This window comes from Candidatus Marsarchaeota archaeon (assembly GCA_023485295.1).
Lineage (GTDB): Archaea > Micrarchaeota > Micrarchaeia > Micrarchaeales > Micrarchaeaceae > Micrarchaeum_A.
Window position 1 is genome coordinate 47,468 of the sequence record JAMCZQ010000007.1, and the last position, 20,136, is coordinate 67,603.

The following is a 20,136-nucleotide window of genomic DNA, read 5'->3' on the forward strand; positions in this document are numbered from 1 at the left end:
AGGATGAACTATGCCATAGAGGAGTACACATTCACTGTCGGGATCCTCATAGCATTTATAGGCACGATCATTGCGGTTTATGGATCAAGGCACAGCATCTATGAAGTGCTCCGCGAATCTGGCATGAACAAAAGGCTGCTGCTTCTTGCCATTGTAATGGTGCTGGTTTTTGCAGGCCTGGAGCTTGCAATAGTGAAGCCAACGCAGCAGCTGTTTTTCGACGACGTAATATATCAGGGCATGGCCCAGGACCTTATACACACCGGCCAGGCGTGGATGTGCAATTATGGCACGCCTGCAAAATGCTTCATAGGCCAGACATTCCACGAGCCGATAGGGACAGCATTCACGCTTGGCATAGCATTCCTTGCATTCGGCGTTAATGCGTCTTCTGCTTACGGCACGGGGTTTTTCCTTGCTGCTGTCTCTGTGCTGTTCACATTCCTTATAGCCCTTGTCCTTTCCAAGGAGCCATACGTGGCTGTATTCTCCACGCTTTTCATGGCCCTGTCCCCAATACTGCTCGTATGGGCGTATCCAACCACATCTGACATGCCCATGCTTGCATATTCGCTCATAGCCATATTCTTCATGCTTGTATTTTCTTCGCGAAGGAATGCCTGGACATTCATGCTGGTGCTGTCCTCCTTGGCCCTACTGGCGTACATGAAGATCGACGCAATAGCATATGTGGTATTGATACCTCTGCTTTACATTATAATATCCGACAATGGGATAAAAGATTCGATAAGGAAGAATGCAGCCAGGCTCAAGAACAACGCATTCAATACGCCCATGCTGGTTGCGCTTCTCATATTCGTAATCGCAATAGCCCCAGAGGTAGGATTCGCGCACTACGAGCTCCAGCACGGCAGCTACGGCTATGCCGACACAACAGTGCAAAAATCATGCTCGGCAAGTCCATCGTTTATCACGCCTTCGAAGCCGATAGACTTGCAAAACCTGGAGGCGAATATATGCGGCAACATAAATTTTTGGCTAGGCGCCTACAACAAAACAGACATAATCCAGCCTTTCGCCTTCACAGCATTTGCAATTGTTGGCATCGCATTCCTTGCAGTATACGGCTACTGGCGCCAGGCGCTCTTCCTTGGAATATGGTTCCTGGCATTTTTCCTGCTTTATACGTCGTTCTATGCCGGCGGCGTGCTTTACGGAGTGGACTGGAGATTTATGCTTTCCGTGATAACGCCAGTATGCATATTCGGGGGCTACGGCGTCTATGGTATAATAAAGTCTGCGGACAATTTTATGTACAGGTGGCAAAAGGATGGAAGTGCAAAGAGGTAAAAACAGGGTGCTGGCAGCGGCAATGCTGATAATACTTGCGGTTATAGCGGTTTCTTTCGCATTGCAGGTAAAAGAGCTTTCGATAAATCCTTCCAACATAATGCAAGCAGGAAGCGCAAGGTTTTATGAGAACTTCATATACAATTCAAGCAGCTACATACCTAGCAACTGCGTGGTATACACATATGACCCTACGCTGTTTAACGTCATAGGCAAGCCGGCGCTGCAGTATTCCTACCTGTACAATGCATCGTTTTACGAAAACGTATCGCGGAATTACAGCTGCAGCATAATAGACTATGGCTATTGGTGCACTACGCCTGGCAACATCTGCAGCAATGCATTCACGCTCTACAAGACCAAGCCGATAGTAACGGCAGTCTACAAGCCAATGGACCTGACATACGGCTTATACTTGATAACCGGTAAAAACGAGAGCTGAAGCCTATTTAAGGTTTAACAATATGGTCTTGAGTATCACGTAGCCGTCCCTCAGCGAACGCAGCTTGCCTTCCCCGGCGCTCCGCTTCTTCTCATAGCTTGGCACTTCAATGACCCTCAGGTTTGCCTTCACTGCCTTTATGTTTATCTCTGTCTCTATTCCGAACCCGTCGGATTTCAGCCCAAGCGATTTTATGGTGTTTTTCCTGAAGCTCCTGTAGCCGTAGCACAGGTCGGAATAGTGCGCCCCGTAAAGCGCATTCACAAGCATTACAAAAGCCTTGTTGCCGAAACGCCTATAAAGCGGAAGGTCGTCCGAGCCTCCGCCTATGAGGAAGCGGGATCCCATGCAGATGTCATATCCTGCCTCGACCCCTGCTATCAGAAGCTTGAGCTCAAGAGGCCTGTGCGACAGGTCAGCGTCCATGGATACTATTATCTCGCCTGACGCCTTCTTAAAGCCGAGCTTCAGTGCGCTGCCCTTGCCATTGTCGTCGTAAAACACCTTGGTCCCCTTTCCTGCAGCTATACTGGCTGTGCCGTCCGGCGAATGCTTGTCCACAACTATTACCTCGTAGGCGTAGCCTTCCATAACCTCGCGGATTCCATCCAGGAGCGGCCCTATGTTTTTGGCCTCGTTGAATGTGGGTATGATTATGCTTACATAAGGCTTATGCATTCTGATCAGCGTTTGTTTTTTTCTTGAGCTTCCTGCCGCGCACTGCAGATGCGGCTATTAATGCAATTAGGGCTGCAACTATGAATATAAAGGCATATCCTATAAGGTTCTGCGAATGCGATGCCTGTGTGGCATAGGGATTGAACACGAAATTTACAAGCGAAGAGCGATAAGCCCCGCCATACATATATGCCGCAGCTATGCCTATGCTGTAGCTTGCATTCTGTATTCCTGGCAGCTTCTGTGTTGAAAAATTGAACGTAGCTGTAGAAGAGCCGTTAGGGTTTGCAGAAAAGTTCAAAATCTGCGGCCTGAAATCGACCTGTGGCGGTGCAATCAGATAAAGGCTCAGGTTAACTGGCGTGGGGGCTATGTCATACACTGAAACCATAAGCTTGCCTTTGCTGTAGTTGAGCGACTGGACAGAAACGTAATCCGTAAGGTTTGACCTTTCGTAATAGAACGTGCACGGGAATGACGCGAAGAACGTGGAGGACTGCTGCCTGTATTCTGCCATTATGCCGAAGATGTACTCTCCGGGCACGGTAAGGCCTGTTATATTCAGGCTGAAATGCCTGGAGCTGCCAGGAGCTATGGCGCCAGCCTGTATTGCATTTGCATGCAGGCTGCGTGCAAAAGCCCCGTAGAATCTAGGCACGAGCGTAATATTGCTCGCCTGTGCGTTTCCGCTGTTCGAAAGAGTGAATTCTACATTTGCGTTTCCTCCGAAGCCTGTTGCGCCTTGCGCGCAGGTTCCACTAAGCACAACTGTAGAGGCTGTTGAAACATATGCAGCAGCCGCAATCAGCAACAGCAGATAAAAGGCAAACCTGATCAAGCGCATCTTATCACTACATAGAGCGATTGCCACGGGCATTCATAAACTAGAAGCAATCACGTCCAATTACATTACTATTTTATATTATTATAGTTAAAACTTTTGCTGGTATATATCTAACGGTTTTGCAATGGCAGATGTAAAAAACGAGATTGCAGCCGCTGACAGGCTCCTCAAATCGCGGCAGGAAACATACGACAAGGCAAACGAGCTTGCACGCGACATTGTACGCTCTTCAGGCATTGCGATAGCACGCATGCACAACACGAGTGCTGCAGGCCCAAGCCTAAGCCGGATCAAGGCAATGGTGGAAAAGCTAAAGTCCATGGAGCTGTCGAACAGCAACATAAAGCTGCAGGCATTGCAGGAGTATTCGGAAGCTGCAATATTCAAAGAGATAAAGAGGAGCGGCTCAGTGCCGCCGATGGGCGCGCTGGGGGTCGGAGAGCAGGCATACCTGCTTGGCTTGATGGATGCGATAGGCGAGCTAAAGCGCGAGGTATTCGAGTCGCTTAACAGGGGCGACCTGAAGCTTGCGGAGAAATACACGGCAATAATGGCTAACGCCTATGACGCTAGCAGGCAGATACGCTACCAGGATTCCATACTGCCAGGATTCAGGAGAAAGCAGGATGCGGCGCGCATCATGCTGGAAAGCTGCATGTCAGAGCTGCTCTATTTCAAGCTGCATTCCAAATGACTTCGTTGATAAGCAATACTGTATGCAAGATTTTAGTAATATACCTAAAAAAGAATAATGATGCAAAAGCAGGGAAGCAACCTGGATTTCGGCAAGTCGGTTGAGGATGCTGTTTTTAGCATGAGCGAAGGCAAAGCTGGTTTTTACATAAGCAAATACATTGCTGAGTTGGGCACAGGGCCCGGATCTCAGGGCCTGCCGGAATATGTTGCAATAGATTCAGCGTTTCTTCGCATAGGGGTAAGGCTGTCAGGGTATAGGGCAGGCTCGCCGCAGGAATATTACAGGGTGATAGCTAACGCAAAGACCGCATTTAAGATGCTAGCAGATGCGAGCCTCAAGGACGAGAATTTCAAGCATACGCTCCTTTCTGTAAAAAGATACTGGTTCCCAAAGGATGTTTCACAGTACTTGGAAGAGCTTTACGAGAGCATTTTTCCATCACTCAGGCGCTAAGGCCCTGGAGCAAAACTTAAGCACAGCCTTGTTTGTAGCTACATGCTCTATATGCCTTGAAACCTGCTCGCTGCCTTTCCCATTTATTATGTCCCTTATTATGCCGTTATGCAGGCCTTTTGACAGGACATAGCCCTTGATTGTGCCTATGGACCTGGAATAGCGCCTATGAACGTATTTGTACACTGCTGGCTGGGCTATCCCAAGCGCCGCGGCGATCCTGCTCTGCGGCATGTTGTATTCGTTGTAAAGCGTTTCTGATACGGCTATCCTTACAGCAGGGACCGAAAGCCTGGCTATTTTTTCGCACAGCATCTCCATAAGCCTATTCGACCCCAAATATGTCCTTGATATTCTTTTTGAGACCTTTCTTTTTGTCCCACATCCTTTCCCCGCTCTCAGGGAAATCCTGCACCTTCTGGGCTTGCCTGCGCACGTTCTTCCATGGCAATGCGAACATTGCGCCCTTGGGCTGCTGCCTTTCCTGCTTCGTCCTCTGAAGCCTGTCGCGCACCGCTTCAGGCTGCCTTCCGGCTGCAGTGCCAGCATACGCTGCTTTTGGATTAAACGAGCCATCGCCGATTATTATAACGTTCGCGCCCTCGTTTATTGCAGTGCCTATTTCAGAGTTGCTTGAGCACGCAACAGCGCTTACGCCATCTATGCGGTTGGCGGCAATAGCAGCCTTTATCGGATTGCTTGTAGCAATCACAGCAACGTCAAAATCCCATTTCCTGCTTTGCAGCTCGGCTATCATGCTTTCAACGCTCCTGAACTCGTTTTCCGCTATTACTGGAGTATTGCCAGCGCTGCTCACCATGTTCGCGAGCTTTATAGAAAGTGACTGGTTCTGTGACATTATGTAGAATTTCACCGCATGCGCCTCTGGTTTTAGCGATTGTACATTTGCAATATCGCATTTATTATTATATTAATGTTTCGAATCAATATATTTATTACTTAAAGGTTAATAATTTGTAAAGGTGTTTTAGTTGCGAGGAAAAGAAACTCTAGTAATCTGCGAATCATGCGGAAGGAAAATACCAAGAAACAAGGCTGTAGCTTTTGAAAAGGCAATAAGCTTTAGCACTGACATGAAGACTGCAAACGATGTGCGATTCTTTGAAAAGAGAAAAGTGTACTATTGCATAAGCTGCGCAAAGCACCGCGGCATTTTCGAGAAGAAAAAGCGCCAGGCTATGAATAATTCAAGGAAATGATATGAATGGTTGTAAATCCTGATGATCTGCTGATATTCAAGATGCGACCTAACGTACAGCAAACCATTAGGCAGAAATCCAACCAACAACCAGCAAAGCCTGCAAAACAGATGCAGCAACAACAGGCAGTCCAGCCGCAGCAATCATCGCAGCCCCAGTCCAAGCAGGTGCAGCAAGCAACCCCTGCCCAAGCACAGCCTATGCAGGCAAACGCTCCACAGCCCCAGGCGCAAGCGCCGCAGCCACAGGCTCAGCAGCAAGCTGCCCAGCAGCCTGTGCCGTACAAAGCTCCAGAAGCGAAGCCACAGCCACAGGAGGTAAACTTGCCTCCGCCGCCACCGCCACCGCCAGTGACATACAAGCAGAAAGGCAACGTGCCTCCGCCAGAGGCAAGGAAACCGGCATCAAGCTACCTGGCAGGCAACGAGCCATACGTGTCGGCAGCGCCTGCGATAGAAATGGCAAACCTCGAAGCCAAGCTCGAGGAGGAGGAATCCCATGGCGGCAAAAAGCAGGAGAAGAACAGGAAAAGGTATGCGAAGACAAAAGCTGCCAGCAGGAAAGCAGCCCAGGGCCTGCAATGCACATGGCACCCATGGCGCGAAGCCTATGCAATATGCAATTATTGCCACAGGCCATTCTGCTTTGAGGACCTTGTCTCGCAGAACGGCTATTTCTACTGCCTTGAGGATATAGACAAGGCAGCTGGCTCCGGTGAAAGTCAAACAAAGCAGTCTGCAGGCATTAATTATTCTGCAATAAGCATAGTGTCAGGCGTATTTTTCATAGCAACATTCGTAGTATTCCTGGTGTTCGAAAGCAACAACCTCATAAATACGTTTAGCTATGCAAATAGCATAGGCATTATAACGTTTTTCAGAAAGATGAACATCGGCACTGCACTGTTCCTGCTCAGCTCACTGTTTGTATTGCTTGCTTTTATAAGCAGCTTCGTAGTAGTATTGCGCTCACGCGGCTATTACAGCTTGGGGATGCTTTCCGGATTGGCTGTGACCGCCCTGTTCGGATACAACTACATTGTATCTAGCACGCTCTATTCATTGGTGATAGCGGTTGCCGGATTCGTGTCGATAGTGACACTGGCTGCGGCCCATGCCGGGCTTTCAAACGAGGAATTCATAGCGCAGAAGATGAAATACAACGAGCCTGCGCCAGAGCTGCAGTTCTCGAACGTCGGCAGATTCTAGACGCTGCGCGAAAGCATTATAAGGGTGTTGCCAAGGCGCAGTTCCACTGGCATTCTGCTAACGTTTCTCACGTTCGATTTCGATCTCTCGAAGCCAGCAGTTGCCATGACTCCTGCTGCAACTGCCGACCGGTCAGTCCCTGCCGCTATGCTCTGGAAATTCCGCATCACACTATGCATCAGCCAATCTGCAGTCTCATTCAATGATGCATCTTTTCTGGAGAGACGCATGTATACGGCCCCACCTGCACCTGTCTGTATGGACTTTGGAAACTTAAAGGCTGCTGCGTTTGCCATGCTGAACGAACTGCCGATGTAGCCTGTTTCGTTTTTGCGCGTGTAATATGAATCGTCTACAGGATATGGCGACGTTATGAAGAGCCTGCAGCTGTCCTGATTGCAGTAAGTGGTATAGATTCCAAACCCTACATCGCTCCATGTGTTGGTATCGTATGTGAGCCTGGCTAGGACCGAGCTGACAGGTATTGAGTTCTCAGCAGCTATCTTCCTTGCCGAAGCAATTGAATGCTCCATTTCTGCATATCCGGGCATGTTGCATTTCGGCATTATTATCTCCCTGGCGAGCATTTCTGCTCCGATTTCAACCCTGTGATTCTGGTGCATGCGCGTGTAGCCGTCCATTCTCAGCAGATGTGCAGCCTCGTGCGCCAGCACCATCTTCTCATCGCTGGAGTCAAGCCTTGTCGAAACAAAGATGACAGGCCTGCCGCTGAAATTGACTATATATCCGTCCCCCTTGAGGGGCTCGTGCATCACCCTGAAATCCTTCTCGCCTGACCAAAGCCTCAGCCTTAGCGTGCCTTCTGGTGCACGGCTGAATGAATCTATCGAATCCTTAGCGTAGCGCATAAGGCCGCTGAATTCGGCAGAATAATCTTCAAGCTTTGCATTAATGCTTGATCTCATAAGGACACGCTGATCGATGTGATGCGTGTAATATTTATCCTTTTTGGGAATCATGCAGTTTCCAGGCTCCTGTTCTGGTACCTGCCGCGCATCTCTATATTGCGGAGCCTTGAGAATACATTTCTAGAAAAGGCGCAATTTGCTGAATATGCTCTTGCAAACGATGCATAGGCTTTGCTGCTGATTGAGCGCTTTATCAGGAGCATGTCAAAAGCCCTGTCCTCATCAGCTTCGGAAAAATACGAAAGGCCGAAGTCTATGATGCAGACGCCTGCCTTGCCGACCATTATATTGGCAGTAGTAAAATCGCCATGGATTATTCCGTTATTGTGCAGGCCCGCAAGCGATGCTCCTGCAAGCGCCGCGGCCTTTGCATCGAGCCCGCCAAGTTCCGAGGCGGCTATGCCGTCGACCTTCTCCATCACAATAAAATATTTGCCAAGTAGCAGCAGCCTGGGCACATCTACTGCAGAAGCTGCCTTGTGCATCGCCCTGGCCTCCATCCTGGTGCGGGATTCCCTAAGCTGCCTGTCAAGCTCAGGTATGAGGTATGGCTTCTCCCTGCGGTACTTTACCACTGCCTCAATGCCCATAAAATCCGTAAGATAAATGTCGGACTCTGCCCCCTCTGCAATCTTTTTCATAGCCATAGCAGATCAACCTTGTCGGCCCTGTATTTCTGGTCTATGCCTAAAGGGTATGCGCCCTCGCATTTTCCGCTTTTATGCATGCCTTCCGCAACATACGCTATCATTGCGCCATTGTCTGCGTTAAATTCGTTAGGCGCAACAAAGAAGCTGCACCTGTGCGATTTTGCCATAGCCTTCAATATGCCTTGCAGCCTGCTGCTTTGCGCCACGCCGCCGCAAAGGATCACGCCCTTGCTGTGCGTCAGGAGCAGAGCCCTCTCCGCAGCCTCTGCAATCATGCTGAACGCAGTTTCCTGCAGCGAAAACGCAACGTCTTTCGCTTCGTGCGAGCCAAGGCTTTTCTCTGCATTTGTAAGAAGTCCTGTGAATGTGAAGTCCATGCCCTTTACTGTATAGGGCATTTGGAAGTAGCTGCCTCCGAGCGCAACATTCGCCACTGTAGAGCCCCATGCTGGCTTCAGACCTGCTGCCCTTGCAAATGCGTCGAGCATGTTGCCAACGCCTATGTCAAGGGTCTCGCCGTATACATGGTACCGCCTCTTTGGCTTTTCAACAATCTTAACTATCTGGGAATTGCCGCCGCTCACGTATACTGCAAGCGGGTTATCCATGCCTGAAAGGTGTGTAGTTATCTGTATGTGCGCTATTGCATGGTTCACAGGGTATATCGGCAGGTTATGCCTTCTGGCAAACGCGAGTGCGGCAAGCTCGCCAACCCTTAGGCACGTGCCTATGCCAGGGCCTCTGGTGTAGCCGACAGCCTCTATGCTGCTTATGCCTATGCCCGCTTCTGCAATTGCTGCTTCTATTACGCGCTTCGCATTCCTGAAATGGTGTTCGGCTACCTTGGAGGGCACCATGCCCTTGTCAGATATCCTGTACATCTCCTTGGCATTTGCTATGATCCTGCCGTTCTCTGATAGCCCGACCCCGAACGTATGCGCGCTGCTTTCGATGCCAAGCACTGCCATTGAATCAATTAGTTTTGCCCTATAAATAATAAATTGCTATGCTGACACAATGCAGACCAGGCATGCACTACTATGCCACGTCTATGTTAGTATCCTTGTAGCCCATGCCAACTAGTATGCGCTTGATCTTTGTCTTGTGGTCGCCCTGCAACTCTATTAGGCTGTCCTTGGTGGTGCCTCCGCATGCAAGCGCACGCTTAAGGCCCTTGGTAGTATTGTCAAGCTCTGAAAGGTTTACACCTTCAACTACTGTGACTATCTTGTCGAACTTCGCCTTCTTTGTATAAACCTTTATCCTGCTTTCAACTTCCTTATTCAAAACATCGCAAACGCACAACTCTTTAGGTAAACCGCACTTAGGACATATGTCTGTCATTTTTTATTTGCACCTCTCTCTGTAAGCACTGTATTTATTCTTGCTATCGCCCTTTTTATTTCCTTTATCTTTACTACTTTGCTAGACACTCCTGTTGCGGCAACCTTCCTGCGCTCTATAGCTAGCTCTAGGTTAAGGTCGTCTATTTTCGCTCTGAGGGCTGCGTCCTGCATCGCCCTTATGTCTTTTATTTTTATAACAAGCACCTCTAAACATTCAAATTATGGCTGTTAAAATATTAAAACCTTTCTAAGGCCGCAGTTCCCTGCCTTCCGGGCATCAGCGCCATCACATCTTCACAGTGGCGTTGTCTGTCGAGTTCTTGCATGTGCATGATGTGCGCTCCTTCGGCGTATCGTTTATTATGTCAGCCACCACCTTCTTCACCTTTTCGATGCTTGCTGCGAACCTGCTGTTCACCTCGTCAAGCGTCACAGGCTTCACATGCTCGTCGGCTTCAAGCCCTGCATCATAGTCCGTAACAACCGCTGCACAAAGATAGCACATGTCCATCTCCCGCGCAAGCGTTATCTCCGGATATTGGGTCATGTTTACTATGTCAGCCCCGTTGTTCCTGAAAAACCTGGATTCTGCAAGCGTAGAAAACCTGGGCCCGTTTATCGCGATTATTGTAGCGTTTTCATGATACTTTATATTGTCGTAGTCCGCCGCCTTTACCGCAATCCTGTGCAATTCCGGGCAGTATGGAAAAGCAGTGCTTATGTGGGTTACTGGCCCTTTGTCGAAAAAGGTGTCAGCCCTGCCGCTTGTCATGTTCATGAATTGGTCCGGAAAGGCAAAGTCGCCAGGCACAAAATCCATGCGCAACGAGCCCACGGCAGAAGTCGCTATGACCCTTTCGACACCAAGCGACTTCAGGGCTGCTATGTTCGCCCTGTAATTTATCGCATGCGGCGCTATAGTGTGCTTTTTCCCGTGCCTTGGCAGGAACGCCACGCTTCTTCCGTTTATCGTCCCTATGGATATGCTGTCGCTTGGCTGCCCGTACTCCGTATCTATGGCGAGCTCCGTGGCATTGTCAAGCAGCGTATACAGTCCAGAGCCGCCTATGATCCCGAATTCTGCTGATGCCTGCTGTTCAGCCATGCCAATGCCCTCTCAGTACCAGCCCCTTGCCTTCATCGCAGCAGCAACCCTGCCAACCGCTATTATGTAAGCTGCAGTCCTTGGCGTGATCTTCTTACCTGCATCGTCATACTTCTTCTTTGTTGCCATCATGTCGGCATACGACTTCGTTATTATCTTGTCGAGCTTTCCGTACACTTCTTCAGCGCTCCAGTAATAGCCGCCTATGTTCTGCACCCATTCGAAGTACGAGCCTATCACTCCGCCGGAATTCACCAGGAAGTCAGGCACATCGAATATGCCCCGGTCATGCAGTATCGCATCGGCTTCAGGGGTTACCGGCCCGTTTGCAAGCTCCAGTACTAACTTTGCCTTTATCTTGTCTGCATTGGAGCCAGTTATCTGGTTCTCTATGGCTGCAGGTATGAGTATGTCGACGTCGCTTTCGAGCAGCTGTTCGTTCGTCATTTTTTCGCCGCCTTCGTAGCCGTCAACGCTTCCTGTTTCCGCCTTTGCCTTTTCAAGCTTCTCAAGGTCAAGCCCGTTCGGGTCGTATACTGCGCCGTTCGAATCGCTTATTGCTACTACCTTTGAGCCGTAGAGCTTCTTTGAAAGCGTATAAGCGTATTTGCCCGCATTTCCGAATCCCTGCACTGCAATCTTTGCATTCTTAAGGTCTATGCCAAGCGCCTTTGCGGCTTCGCGCATTACAAAGAGGCCGCCCATTGCAGTGGAATCGTTCCTTCCTTCAGAGCCCCATGTCTCAAGCGGCTTGCCTGTTATGACCCCAAAGGAATTGTGCCTCACTATGTTGCTATATTCGTCCATCATCCAAGCCATTATCTGCGGCGTTGTATATACGTCTGGCGCAGGTATGTCGACATCAGGGCCTATGTACTTGCCCAGCGCGCGTATGTAGCCCCTTGAAAGCGCCTCAAGCTCCTGCTCGTTCATGCTCTTGGTATCGCATATTATGCCGCCCTTTGCTCCGCCAAACGGCACATTCGCAAGCGCAACCTTCCATGTCATCCATGCTGACAGCGCCTTCACTGTGTCAAGGCTTTCCTTCGGGTGGAACCTGATGCCGCCTTTCGTAGGGCCTCTTGCATCGTTGTACTGAACCCTGAAGCCCTGGAAAACGTGGACCTTGCCATCGCTCATCCTTACCGGTATGTTTACAACAAGCGTTCGCATAGGCTCGCGCAATATCTGGTGCGCCTGCTCATCCAATCCCATTACTTCAGCAGCTTTGTCGAGCTGCTCCTGTGCTATCTTGAAAGGATTCAATTCTTCCGCCATTTTACCACTTTCTATTTTATAAACTAAACATAAATTAATCATCAATCAGTGCAGTGCGGCGCAAACGCACGCACATAAAATTGCATAATAGTTTATCATTAACAAAACTATTTAAGCTTGCACAATGTTTGTCATGTTTTCTTGGTAAAAACGTGCGCAGTGGCAGTTGTAATATGCCAGCAATTCAATCAGGCAAATGCATAACGTCAATCTAAATGCGAATTCCGCTAACAAAGATTTACCAAAGCTTTAAATATCTTATTCAAGTATGTATAAAATAGCACTTAAGGTGTTATTGCATGGGAATAAGAAACAAAAAAGCGCAAAGCGCTATGGAATACCTAATGACCTACGGGTGGGCAATACTGATTATTGCAATAGTGCTGGCGGCACTGTTCTCACTGGGAATCTTCAGCAGCAGCTCCTTCACAGGAACGACTTGCATAGCAAGCTCTGGATTCTTGTGCAGCTCTCCGGTTTGGACTAGCGGAACATTGCATGTAACACTAGGACAGAGCACAGGTACATCATGGTCTAACGTGACGTTCTTCTTTGTGCCTACAGGAACGGCAGATCCGACAACCGCAGGTCAGGTAACAACAGCTAACTATGTTATAGCTACTCTGGCCGGCATAACTTCAAATGACTTATCAAGCGGGCAGTCAGCAGCTGCAACATTTAACCTGAATGGAACGCCAATATATTACTCGACAGCACCTGGAACATCAGCAACTGGAGCTATTTGGGTAAAGTATAATGTGCCGAGTGCTACAGCATTACTCTCGCAGATAGCAACTACGACTCTGAAGGAAAGCTGATCAGTTCAGCTTTTCTTTCTTTTCTTTTTCTTTTTAATTTGATTTTTTAGTATAGCGGCAGCTATCTTTTATTTTTGCTTGCTATGCGAAAAAGAGGAAATGATTATTGCTTTCCTTGTCTCAGCTCAACAAGCTCCTTTTTCATTGACAGCACCTGCATGAGCTCGTTGGCGCTCAGGAGGGGCTTTCTCAGCCTGTCAGTATCATCTATAGCTATGCGCGGACATGCAGTGTTTACGAACGCATCAAACTCCATCATGTTGTTTATGGACTCGAAGTCGAACGTGTTCGATACAAGGATTGCGGATTTAATCCCTTCGGATTCTATTTTCTTTTTGAGTATCTCTGCAAGCTTGAGATTATGCTGGCCGTTCTTTGTGCTGACCAGTATGCCTATCGACTTTGCATCCAAAGAGGCCAGAATCTTGCCCTTGCTCCTTTTTTGGTAGGTTTCCCTGAGGCTGTCTATGAATTCTATTTTGTTGTCGAACGGCTCTATTGCAAGGAAAGGCTTTTTCGTGTTGAGAAGCGCCCCCAATGGATGGAATATGCCTCCGCCGAAATACACATGCGCGTCAACCTTGGAATCTATTGAAGCAGCGCTTCCTATGTCGCAGCCGAGTATCTGCCCAGGGCTCTTTGCAAAGCCGTACGGCCTCCCTATCAATACGGTTTTGCCATTCTTCTCGTAGAACGACTTTATGCTGTCAAGCTGGCGCAGGTGCTGCACAGTTGTGACGAGCCCTATGGTGCCGTAATCCTTCAAGTATTCCAGGGATTTTGGTAGCAGATCCAAAGGGGCATCTATCTCGTATGGGATATATTCAACGTTGAAGTCGACCTTGCTGAATTCAGCATGCCCGAAGTGCACAAGCTTGTCTGCCTTCAGGCTTCTTGCTTCGTCTAAAGCAAGATCGCACGCCCCGAAATTCGGGGATGCAGATACAAATACCTCATTGCCTTCGCCTTCAAGCTTTGATGCATATTCCAGCGCCTTTGCCTTAAGGCCCTCCGGAAATTGCAGAAGTATCTTCATAGAATGCACTCATTGCTAATTAGGACAAGTAATATTTATCCCTTTGGAAGAAGGGATTCACTCTGTTTGCTGCTGCGCCTGGCTTGCAGTGTCTGCAGTAGCATATTCGAGGTTGACCTTGTAGAGCCCTGACAGCTTCGATGCGCCGCGCACGAACGCCTTTTTGACATGCTGTATGTTTTTGGCCCTGGTCTTTACCATGAAGACTGGCTGGCCCTCTTTCAGCCTTGCAGCCACGCTTACCGGCTTGCCGAATGCGTGGCTCATTCCCTGCGATATACGGTCTGCCCCTGCGCCGGTTGCCATCTTGTGCTCTCTTATAATCATATGCGGATATACGAGCACCTTAAAGTAGAAGTCGCCAGGCATGTTCGTTTCAAGGTACTTGTTTATTATCTGCCTCGCCGATTCGATGGAGTTAGACCTAAGCTGTATGCGCTGCTTTGTGTTTAGCGTAAGCTTCAGGTCGAACTCTGGCTTGTCGCTGCCCATGTTGAACACCAGCAGGCTTGTATGCGGCCTTGCCCTTATGTAGTTCTTCCTCGGCTTTTTCTGGGAGTACCTGGACCATGACTGCGAAAAGATGTATCTGAACGTGCGCGCCGGTCTTATTCTAGCCATATTAAACACTCATTAAACTGAATCAAAACAAGCAGAAACACTTGCGATAATAGTTTATAATGAAAACCTATAAAAAGATTATTGAAAATGATGCCCCAAACAATAATATTAAAGCATTTGGCTGTGATATATTGGCGGTGGAAGCATGGAACTCGTGGATAATGCGTTAAACGATAATTTTGATGAATACCTATTCAAGGCAAAGATTGCTGTCTGCGGCGTCGGCGGCGGCGGAGGCAATACTGTGCAAAGGATTTTTAAGCAGGGGATAAAAGGAGCAAGCCTTATAGCGCTTAACACCGATGCAAAGCAGCTCAACAGCATAGAGCCTTCGATACACAGGGTTCTCCTTGGTGGCTCTTTGACGCGAGGCCTTGGCGCTGGCGGCTTTCCGGAAATAGGGCTCAAGGCAGCAGAGCTTTCGAGGCCTGAAATAGAAAAAGCATTAGATGGCTACAACATGGTGTTTGTATGCGCTGGCATGGGCGGCGGCACAGGCGGCGGAGCTGCTCCTGTAGCTGCAGAGATAGCTAAAAAGAACGGCGCCATAGTGATCGGCATAGTTACGTACCCATTCAGGCTCGAGAAGGTGCGCCTGCAGATCGCGGCCAAGAGCATAGAAGCGCTCAGGAAAAATGTCGATACCCTAATAGCGATAGACAACCAGCGCCTCGTAGACCTTTATCCAAACCTCGCGATAGAGCAGGCGTTCAAGCTTGCAGATGAAGTCACTTCGCGCGCTGTCAGGGGCATAACAGAGACGATAAACACGCCAAGCTTCATAAACCTTGATTTTTCAGACGTCCGCACCATAATGAACGGCGGCGGCCTTGCAATGATAAGCGTAGGCGAAGGCAAGGGCACAAACAAGGTAGAGGACGCAGTGGAAGACACTATGCGCAACAAGCTGCTTGACGTGGATTATGAAGGCGCAACTGGCGTAGTCATACAGATAACAGGCGGCGAGGACATGACATTGGGGGAGGCAAACGAAGCAGGCAGAATGCTCACAGAGCAGGCTTCGCAGAATGCCAATGTCATATGGGGCGCAAGGATAGACCCTGCCTACAACGGCAAAATGGAGATAATTGCAATATTTACAGGGGTGAAAAGCCCGTCAATCTTCGGCAGCAGCGAGCCTGAAAAGCGCCAGGGCGACCTTGGCATCGGAATGCTGTGAGCGATGCCCAAGCCACGCAAGCACTAAATAATAGAACGGCAGAAATAATACCGTAAGCTTTAACGCTCTGAGATAGGTTGATATAATGGCATTCTTAAAAGATGGCGACAGGGAAGCGGTCAGGAAGGCTTTCGAGAACAATATGGAAGGGCAGGTTTCGATAATTCATTTCACTGATTCGAAGGAAAACTGCGAATACTGTGACGAAACATTGGCGCTGCTCAAGGAGGTCCAGGCCCTTGACAGCCGCATCAAGCTGGTGGAATACGACATAAAAAGCCACTCTGCCGAAGCCAAATTCCTCGGCGTCGATTCAGCGCCAGCTACAATAATCGGCGGCAAGCGCGTATACGGCGTAATATTCCAGGGCATTCCTGCCGGATATGAATTTTCATCCCTTATAGGCGACATAGTGGATGCTTCAAAGGGCTCTACCGACCTGCCTGAAAGCATAAAGAACGCGCTTAAGGGCCTGTCAAAGCACATAGACATAAAGGTCTTTGTCACTCCAACATGCCCCTATTGCCCCAAGGCAGTAAGGACTGCGCACAAGTTTGCCATAGAAAGCAAGTATGTGCACAGCAGCATGATTGAAGCCGGGGAATTCATGAGCACCGCTGAAAAATACGGCGTGATGGGCGTGCCGAAGGTAGTGATAAACGACAAATACTCTTTTGAGGGAGCGCAGCCAGAGGATGTATTCATGAGCTATGTCCTAGAGGCTGCGAAGTAGGCAGCTAAGCGCTCTCCTGTATGCATTTCATAAGGTATTCGCCAAATTCCTTAGTGCCTATTGGGTCTACGCTCATGAACCTTGCTATATCCTGCGTCACTTTCCTGTCATCCATCGCCTTGGCAATCGCCTTTTCTATTTCCGAAGCCGCCTCGTCCCAGCCCATGAAATTCAGCATGAGCTGCCCGGCCTTCAGCATGCCCATTGGGTTTGCCACGTTCTTCCCGGCATATTTGGGTGCGCTTCCATGCGCTGCCTCGAACATCCCGCCATTTGATCCTACATTTGCGCTTCCAAGCACGCCTATATCGCCTATCAATGCGCCGCACGCATCAGAAACGTAATCGCCGTTCAGGTTGGGCGCCAATATCACGTCGTACATCTCTGGCTTTGTTATTATCTGCTGCAGCATGTTGTCCGCTATCCTGTCATTGAACAATATTTTGCCTTCGGGCATTTTGCCTCCGTACTTTGATGCCAACTCATCCTCTGTCACTATTTTGTCGCTGAACTCCTTTGTAGCGACTTCGTATGCCCAGTCCTTGAATGCGCCTTCCGTGTACTTCATTATGTTGCCCTTATGCATCACAGTGATGGATTTCCTTTTGTGTTCTATCGCGTACCTTATCGCCATCCTTGTTATCCTCTGCGTCTTGGATTTGCCAATCGGCTTTATGCCAATGCCTGCATCAGAATCTATGCTCACGTTCATCGTGCTTTTCATGAACTCTCTCACCTTCTCCGCCTCGGTGCTATTGTAGGGCCACTCTATGCCTGTATAAATGTCGTCGGTGTTTTCCCTGAAGACAACCATGTCGACATTTTGCGGGTATTTCAGCGGGCTGTCAAGCCCTTTTATGTATTTGACCGGCCTTATGTTGGCGTAAAGGTCCAGCATCATCCTTATTGTTACGTTCAGCGAACGGAAACCGGATCCAACTGGCGTCGTCAGCGGGCCCTTGAACAATATCCTATACTTTTTTATTGTCTCTACAGTCGCTTCAGGCAGCCTGCTTCCTGATTTCTTCTCTGCTTCCTCGCCTGCATCAACCTCAAGCCAGTTTATGCTCCTGGAGCCGTTGTAAGCCTTCTTCACTGCCTCGTTTATCACTCCAACCGCAGCTTCGGATATCTCAGGCCCTATGCCATCGCCCTTTGCGAAAGGTATGGTGGGTTTGTCAGGAACCTGCCATTTCTCATTCTCAAAATTTATCATTTCGCTGTTTTTCTCTTCCATAGAATCAACCATCATTAGCATTAGTGGGCCCAGCAACTGCCTTGTCCCTTGTAAATTCGTATACCTTCGCCCCGCTTATCTGCTTGAGCGTGTCATCATGCGTTATTATGAAAATCTGGTCCACGTAATTCGGCAGAAAATTGCCGAAGACATCGACCATCTTTGATATGCCGTTCACATCTAGGTTGTGCGTAGGCTCGTCCAGTATGAGCCATTTCAGGTTCGGTGCTATGACCATTGACATTGCTATCCTCAATGCGAGGCATGCTATGCTGCGCTCTCCGCCGCTGGCTACTGCATCTACTGGCAGCCATACCGTGTTGCCTTCTATGCCCATGCCAGCCTCGAGGGAATAGTCATCGTTGTACGTATTGAGCATTATTCCGGTGTAATCGCCGTACGGGTAAAGCCCTGGCCAGAGCTCGTCAAGCATGCTGTTTATTGTAGATACTAAGCTCGACCTGAGCCTGGTCTCCGTGTCTGCCAGCGCATCCTTAAACTTAGAAATATTGGAGATGTGCCTTCTGTGCTGCCCTGCCCTTTCCATTACGGCTTTTACCCTTTCTATGGCGCTCTTGTTCTCTTCCAGCTGCTTTCTTATCTTGCCGGACAATTCTTCCTCGGCCTTAAGCTCAGCGGAGAATTTTGCGAACTCTGAGTTCTTTGCGCTCAGCGCCTCTGTAACGCTTTCTATCTGCTTCATATCGACTTTTATGGATCCGAGATCCGCCCTCCTCGTCTTCAGAGCCGATTCTGATGCGGCTATCTCGGATTCGATCGATGAAATCTTGTCCAACGCTTCTGACTTTCTCTTCGCCTCTTCAAATGCCTTAGATATCTTATCGCTGCCAGCTTTTAATTCTGCAAGCGCCTTTTCAACTGCTGTGTACTCAGCTGCATATCTCTCAAGCTCTTTTGAGAGTTTTTTGCTCTCCTCTTCGGCATTCTTGTACTGCTCCATCTTTGCCGTAAGCTTCACGAACCTCTCCATCCTTTTGTTCAATGCGGATATCTCCTGCTCCCTGTTGCGGATGAGCTCCTCTGCGCCAGCTATGCTCCTTGATTTGGAAGCCATCAGTTCCCTGCGCTCTTTCAAAAGCCTTTCGCGAAGCTCAGGCGTTATGACTTGCTCGCAAACCGGGCATTTGTCGCTGTGCTCTTCAAGCTCGTCTGTCACTTTCCTTATCTCCACTAGGGCGCTTTTGCTGCTTTCCAATGCGGATATCGCTTTCTTCAGCTCTTCGTTTGCCCTGTCGATGCTGCCTTTTATAGAGCCCATTGTTTCGTCCCCAAGCTCGGCAGCTATCCTTTTTGCTTCGCCAACCATCTCCTGGCTCCTGCCTAATGCGGATTCTGCATAAGACCTATTTTTTATCAGTTCTTTCTCCTTTTTCTGCATTTCTTCAATCCTTGCCGTGCTCTTCTCAAGCTCGGCTGCCAGCCCGTCTTCTATTGCTTTCAGCTCCTCCTTTTTGCCTTGCGGCTTCTCAATCTTTGCAAGCTGGTCGCCAAGGGTCTTTATCCTGCTTTCAATTCTTGCTATGTCTTCCGAAATGCTCTTCTTGCGCTCGTTCTCAGCCTTCAGTTCTTCGTACTGCAACTTTAACGATGCAAGATCCTTCTTTGCTGCAGCCGCGGCCTTTTCATACTCTGATTTTTTCGCAGCGCTTGCTTCAAGCTCCTTCATCAGTTCAGCTTTGCTCTTTTCAAGTTCCGGCAGGTTTGAGCTTTCAACTAAGCGTTCATCCTCCTTCAGCAGGGTCTTCAGGTAGTTGGCCAGCGAAGTTGCATTCTCTTCCGCAGCAGCAAACCTGTCAAGCCCAAGCATGTTGTCAATCTGCTTTTTGCGTTCGCCTTTCCTAAGCTCCAAAAAATAGTCCAGCCTGTTCTGCTCAGAATATACTGCCCTGGAGAACACATCGTAATCTATCTTTAATATCGATTCTATCTCTTCGTTGACGCGCTCAGGCTGCGTCTGCAGGTACTTCCCGTTCTTTTCTATTTTGGCGTCAGCCTTTTTGCTCTTGTTTATTGTCCTTGTTATCCTGTATACATCCTCGCCAATCTTCATCGTAAGCTCTACGCTTGCTGAGTGCTTTACCTCTGGCCTGCTCATTATTATGTCTTCCAACTTGTACCTTTTGTGCTCCAATGCAGGAAAAGTCCCAAACAGGGCAAAGGCTATGGCATCCATCATTGAGCTTTTCCCTGCGCCCATCATTCCAACAATTACATTCGTGCCGCTCTGAAAGTCTATGCTGGTGTCTTTATGCGTTTTCCAGTTGGTGAGCCTTATATGCGTTATCATAGGATGCACTCGCAGGGGCCATAGTCCTGCTTATATAAGCAG

At 48.8% G+C, this 20,136-nt stretch carries 24 protein-coding genes; 9 read left to right on the plus strand and 15 right to left on the minus strand.

Annotated elements, in window-relative coordinates:
- The first annotated feature begins 3 nt into the window (after positions 1 to 3).
- Positions 4 to 1,311 carry a glycosyltransferase family 39 protein gene (locus tag M1125_04055; protein ID MCL5404977.1) on the plus strand — a complete coding sequence of 436 codons (1,308 nt, stop codon included), beginning with the start codon at positions 4 to 6 and terminating at the stop codon, positions 1,309 to 1,311.
- The gene (locus tag M1125_04060) at positions 1,292 to 1,753 is read left to right on the plus strand and encodes a hypothetical protein (protein MCL5404978.1); all 462 of its coding nucleotides are present in this window, start codon (positions 1,292 to 1,294) and stop codon (positions 1,751 to 1,753) included. The genes M1125_04055 and M1125_04060 overlap by 20 nt, the downstream gene beginning before the upstream one ends.
- 3 nt (positions 1,754 to 1,756) lie before the next feature.
- On the opposite strand, the gene M1125_04065 is transcribed toward M1125_04060, so the two are convergent.
- Together M1125_04065 and M1125_04070 are read right to left on the minus strand one after the other, a co-directional pair.
- Entirely contained in the window at positions 1,757 to 2,431 is a 675-nt protein-coding gene (locus M1125_04065; GenBank protein MCL5404979.1) for a glycosyltransferase family 2 protein, read from the minus strand.
- Entirely contained in the window at positions 2,424 to 3,275 is an 852-nt protein-coding gene (locus tag M1125_04070) for a hypothetical protein (protein ID MCL5404980.1), read from the minus strand. Before M1125_04070 ends, M1125_04065 begins: the two co-directional genes overlap by 8 nt.
- A gap of 124 nt (positions 3,276 to 3,399) precedes the next feature.
- Here M1125_04070 and M1125_04075 point away from each other — a divergent pair, with 124 nt between their 5' ends.
- Both M1125_04075 and M1125_04080 read left to right on the plus strand, forming a co-directional pair.
- The gene (locus M1125_04075; protein ID MCL5404981.1) at positions 3,400 to 3,969 is read left to right on the plus strand and encodes a hypothetical protein; all 570 of its coding nucleotides are present in this window, start codon (positions 3,400 to 3,402) and stop codon (positions 3,967 to 3,969) included.
- A gap of 57 nt (positions 3,970 to 4,026) precedes the next feature.
- On the plus strand, positions 4,027 to 4,425 hold the full coding sequence (locus tag M1125_04080; GenBank protein MCL5404982.1) for a hypothetical protein: 399 nt from the start codon (positions 4,027 to 4,029) through the stop codon (positions 4,423 to 4,425).
- Here the strand turns inward: M1125_04080 and M1125_04085 are convergent.
- Complete coding sequence (locus M1125_04085) at positions 4,411 to 4,746, minus strand: hypothetical protein (GenBank protein ID MCL5404983.1); 336 nt, start codon at positions 4,744 to 4,746, stop codon at positions 4,411 to 4,413. The two genes, M1125_04080 and M1125_04085, sit on opposite strands and share 15 nt — an antisense overlap.
- A 4-nt stretch (positions 4,747 to 4,750) precedes the next feature.
- The gene (locus tag M1125_04090; protein ID MCL5404984.1) at positions 4,751 to 5,299 is read right to left on the minus strand and encodes a hypothetical protein; all 549 of its coding nucleotides are present in this window, start codon (positions 5,297 to 5,299) and stop codon (positions 4,751 to 4,753) included.
- A gap of 118 nt (positions 5,300 to 5,417) precedes the next feature.
- On the opposite strand from M1125_04090, the gene M1125_04095 reads away from it, so the two are divergent.
- Together M1125_04095 and M1125_04100 are read left to right on the plus strand one after the other, a co-directional pair.
- Positions 5,418 to 5,645, plus strand: coding sequence for a hypothetical protein (locus tag M1125_04095; protein MCL5404985.1), 228 nt, complete (start codon positions 5,418 to 5,420; stop codon positions 5,643 to 5,645).
- 5 nt (positions 5,646 to 5,650) lie between these two features.
- A complete protein-coding gene (locus M1125_04100; GenBank protein ID MCL5404986.1) occupies positions 5,651 to 6,853 on the plus strand; it encodes a hypothetical protein in 1,203 nt (400 codons plus the stop codon).
- Here M1125_04100 and M1125_04105 read toward each other — a convergent pair.
- The 7 genes from M1125_04105 to M1125_04135 all read right to left on the minus strand — a co-directional run bounded on the left by M1125_04105 (position 6,850) and on the right by M1125_04135 (position 12,161).
- Positions 6,850 to 7,779: an ImmA/IrrE family metallo-endopeptidase gene (locus M1125_04105; GenBank protein ID MCL5404987.1), complete on the minus strand. Its 930-nt coding sequence runs from the start codon at positions 7,777 to 7,779 to the stop codon at positions 6,850 to 6,852. The two genes, M1125_04100 and M1125_04105, sit on opposite strands and share 4 nt — an antisense overlap.
- A gap of 50 nt (positions 7,780 to 7,829) precedes the next feature.
- On the minus strand, positions 7,830 to 8,429 hold the full coding sequence (locus tag M1125_04110; GenBank protein ID MCL5404988.1) for a Kae1-associated serine/threonine protein kinase: 600 nt from the start codon (positions 8,427 to 8,429) through the stop codon (positions 7,830 to 7,832).
- Positions 8,420 to 9,400 carry a tRNA (adenosine(37)-N6)-threonylcarbamoyltransferase complex transferase subunit TsaD gene (gene tsaD, locus M1125_04115; protein MCL5404989.1) on the minus strand — a complete coding sequence of 327 codons (981 nt, stop codon included), beginning with the start codon at positions 9,398 to 9,400 and terminating at the stop codon, positions 8,420 to 8,422. Before tsaD ends, M1125_04110 begins: the two co-directional genes overlap by 10 nt.
- 70 nt (positions 9,401 to 9,470) lie before the next feature.
- On the minus strand, positions 9,471 to 9,776 hold the full coding sequence (gene yciH / locus M1125_04120) for a stress response translation initiation inhibitor YciH (GenBank protein MCL5404990.1): 306 nt from the start codon (positions 9,774 to 9,776) through the stop codon (positions 9,471 to 9,473).
- Positions 9,773 to 9,982: a 50S ribosomal protein L29 gene (rpmC, locus tag M1125_04125; protein MCL5404991.1), complete on the minus strand. Its 210-nt coding sequence runs from the start codon at positions 9,980 to 9,982 to the stop codon at positions 9,773 to 9,775. The genes yciH and rpmC overlap by 4 nt, the downstream gene beginning before the upstream one ends.
- An 82-nt stretch (positions 9,983 to 10,064) precedes the next feature.
- Positions 10,065 to 10,883, minus strand: a complete 819-nt coding sequence (locus M1125_04130) for an S-methyl-5'-thioadenosine phosphorylase (protein ID MCL5404992.1) — start codon at positions 10,881 to 10,883, stop codon at positions 10,065 to 10,067.
- A gap of 12 nt (positions 10,884 to 10,895) precedes the next feature.
- Entirely contained in the window at positions 10,896 to 12,161 is a 1,266-nt protein-coding gene (locus M1125_04135) for a Glu/Leu/Phe/Val dehydrogenase (protein MCL5404993.1), read from the minus strand.
- Between the two features lie 299 nt (positions 12,162 to 12,460).
- On the opposite strand from M1125_04135, the gene M1125_04140 reads away from it, so the two are divergent.
- Positions 12,461 to 12,979 (plus strand): hypothetical protein, encoded by a 519-nt coding sequence (locus M1125_04140; GenBank protein ID MCL5404994.1) that lies wholly within the window; start codon positions 12,461 to 12,463, stop codon positions 12,977 to 12,979.
- 103 nt (positions 12,980 to 13,082) lie between these two features.
- Here M1125_04140 and dph2 read toward each other — a convergent pair whose 3' ends face one another.
- Together dph2 and M1125_04150 are read right to left on the minus strand one after the other, a co-directional pair.
- Positions 13,083 to 14,015 carry a diphthamide biosynthesis enzyme Dph2 gene (gene dph2, locus M1125_04145; protein MCL5404995.1) on the minus strand — a complete coding sequence of 311 codons (933 nt, stop codon included), beginning with the start codon at positions 14,013 to 14,015 and terminating at the stop codon, positions 13,083 to 13,085.
- 57 nt (positions 14,016 to 14,072) lie between these two features.
- Positions 14,073 to 14,636 carry a 50S ribosomal protein L16 gene (locus M1125_04150; GenBank protein ID MCL5404996.1) on the minus strand — a complete coding sequence of 188 codons (564 nt, stop codon included), beginning with the start codon at positions 14,634 to 14,636 and terminating at the stop codon, positions 14,073 to 14,075.
- Between the two features lie 145 nt (positions 14,637 to 14,781).
- Here M1125_04150 and ftsZ point away from each other — a divergent pair, with 145 nt between their 5' ends.
- The gene (gene ftsZ, locus M1125_04155) at positions 14,782 to 15,816 is read left to right on the plus strand and encodes a cell division protein FtsZ (GenBank protein MCL5404997.1); all 1,035 of its coding nucleotides are present in this window, start codon (positions 14,782 to 14,784) and stop codon (positions 15,814 to 15,816) included.
- Positions 15,817 to 15,901: 85 nt separating this feature from the next.
- Positions 15,902 to 16,549 carry a thioredoxin family protein gene (locus M1125_04160; GenBank protein ID MCL5404998.1) on the plus strand — a complete coding sequence of 216 codons (648 nt, stop codon included), beginning with the start codon at positions 15,902 to 15,904 and terminating at the stop codon, positions 16,547 to 16,549.
- 4 nt (positions 16,550 to 16,553) lie between these two features.
- Here M1125_04160 and M1125_04165 read toward each other — a convergent pair whose 3' ends face one another.
- Together M1125_04165 and M1125_04170 are read right to left on the minus strand one after the other, a co-directional pair.
- Entirely contained in the window at positions 16,554 to 17,786 is a 1,233-nt protein-coding gene (locus tag M1125_04165; protein ID MCL5404999.1) for an NADP-dependent isocitrate dehydrogenase, read from the minus strand.
- Between the two features lie 4 nt (positions 17,787 to 17,790).
- Positions 17,791 to 20,094 (minus strand): SMC family ATPase, encoded by a 2,304-nt coding sequence (locus M1125_04170; GenBank protein MCL5405000.1) that lies wholly within the window; start codon positions 20,092 to 20,094, stop codon positions 17,791 to 17,793.
- Positions 20,095 to 20,136 lie beyond the last annotated feature (42 nt).

Coding starts and splice junctions, on each gene's coding strand:
- M1125_04055 (MCL5404977.1), top strand. CDS start 4: ATGAACTATGCCATAGAGGAGTACACATTCACTGTCGGGATCCTCATA.
- M1125_04060 (MCL5404978.1), top strand. CDS start 1,292: ATGGAAGTGCAAAGAGGTAAAAACAGGGTGCTGGCAGCGGCAATGCTG.
- M1125_04065 (MCL5404979.1), bottom strand. CDS start 2,431: ATGCATAAGCCTTATGTAAGCATAATCATACCCACATTCAACGAGGCC.
- M1125_04070 (MCL5404980.1), bottom strand. CDS start 3,275: ATGCGCTTGATCAGGTTTGCCTTTTATCTGCTGTTGCTGATTGCGGCT.
- M1125_04075 (MCL5404981.1), top strand. CDS start 3,400: ATGGCAGATGTAAAAAACGAGATTGCAGCCGCTGACAGGCTCCTCAAA.
- M1125_04080 (MCL5404982.1), top strand. CDS start 4,027: ATGATGCAAAAGCAGGGAAGCAACCTGGATTTCGGCAAGTCGGTTGAG.
- M1125_04085 (MCL5404983.1), bottom strand. CDS start 4,746: ATGGAGATGCTGTGCGAAAAAATAGCCAGGCTTTCGGTCCCTGCTGTA.
- M1125_04100 (MCL5404986.1), top strand. CDS start 5,651: ATGGTTGTAAATCCTGATGATCTGCTGATATTCAAGATGCGACCTAAC.
- M1125_04105 (MCL5404987.1), bottom strand. CDS start 7,779: ATGAGATCAAGCATTAATGCAAAGCTTGAAGATTATTCTGCCGAATTC.
- M1125_04110 (MCL5404988.1), bottom strand. CDS start 8,429: ATGGCTATGAAAAAGATTGCAGAGGGGGCAGAGTCCGACATTTATCTT.
- tsaD (MCL5404989.1), bottom strand. CDS start 9,400: ATGGCAGTGCTTGGCATCGAAAGCAGCGCGCATACGTTCGGGGTCGGG.
- yciH (MCL5404990.1), bottom strand. CDS start 9,776: ATGACAGACATATGTCCTAAGTGCGGTTTACCTAAAGAGTTGTGCGTT.
- M1125_04130 (MCL5404992.1), bottom strand. CDS start 10,883: ATGGCTGAACAGCAGGCATCAGCAGAATTCGGGATCATAGGCGGCTCT.
- M1125_04135 (MCL5404993.1), bottom strand. CDS start 12,161: ATGGCGGAAGAATTGAATCCTTTCAAGATAGCACAGGAGCAGCTCGAC.
- M1125_04140 (MCL5404994.1), top strand. CDS start 12,461: ATGGGAATAAGAAACAAAAAAGCGCAAAGCGCTATGGAATACCTAATG.
- dph2 (MCL5404995.1), bottom strand. CDS start 14,015: ATGAAGATACTTCTGCAATTTCCGGAGGGCCTTAAGGCAAAGGCGCTG.
- M1125_04150 (MCL5404996.1), bottom strand. CDS start 14,636: ATGGCTAGAATAAGACCGGCGCGCACGTTCAGATACATCTTTTCGCAG.
- ftsZ (MCL5404997.1), top strand. CDS start 14,782: ATGGAACTCGTGGATAATGCGTTAAACGATAATTTTGATGAATACCTA.
- M1125_04160 (MCL5404998.1), top strand. CDS start 15,902: ATGGCATTCTTAAAAGATGGCGACAGGGAAGCGGTCAGGAAGGCTTTC.
- M1125_04165 (MCL5404999.1), bottom strand. CDS start 17,786: ATGGAAGAGAAAAACAGCGAAATGATAAATTTTGAGAATGAGAAATGG.
- M1125_04170 (MCL5405000.1), bottom strand. CDS start 20,094: ATGATAACGCATATAAGGCTCACCAACTGGAAAACGCATAAAGACACC.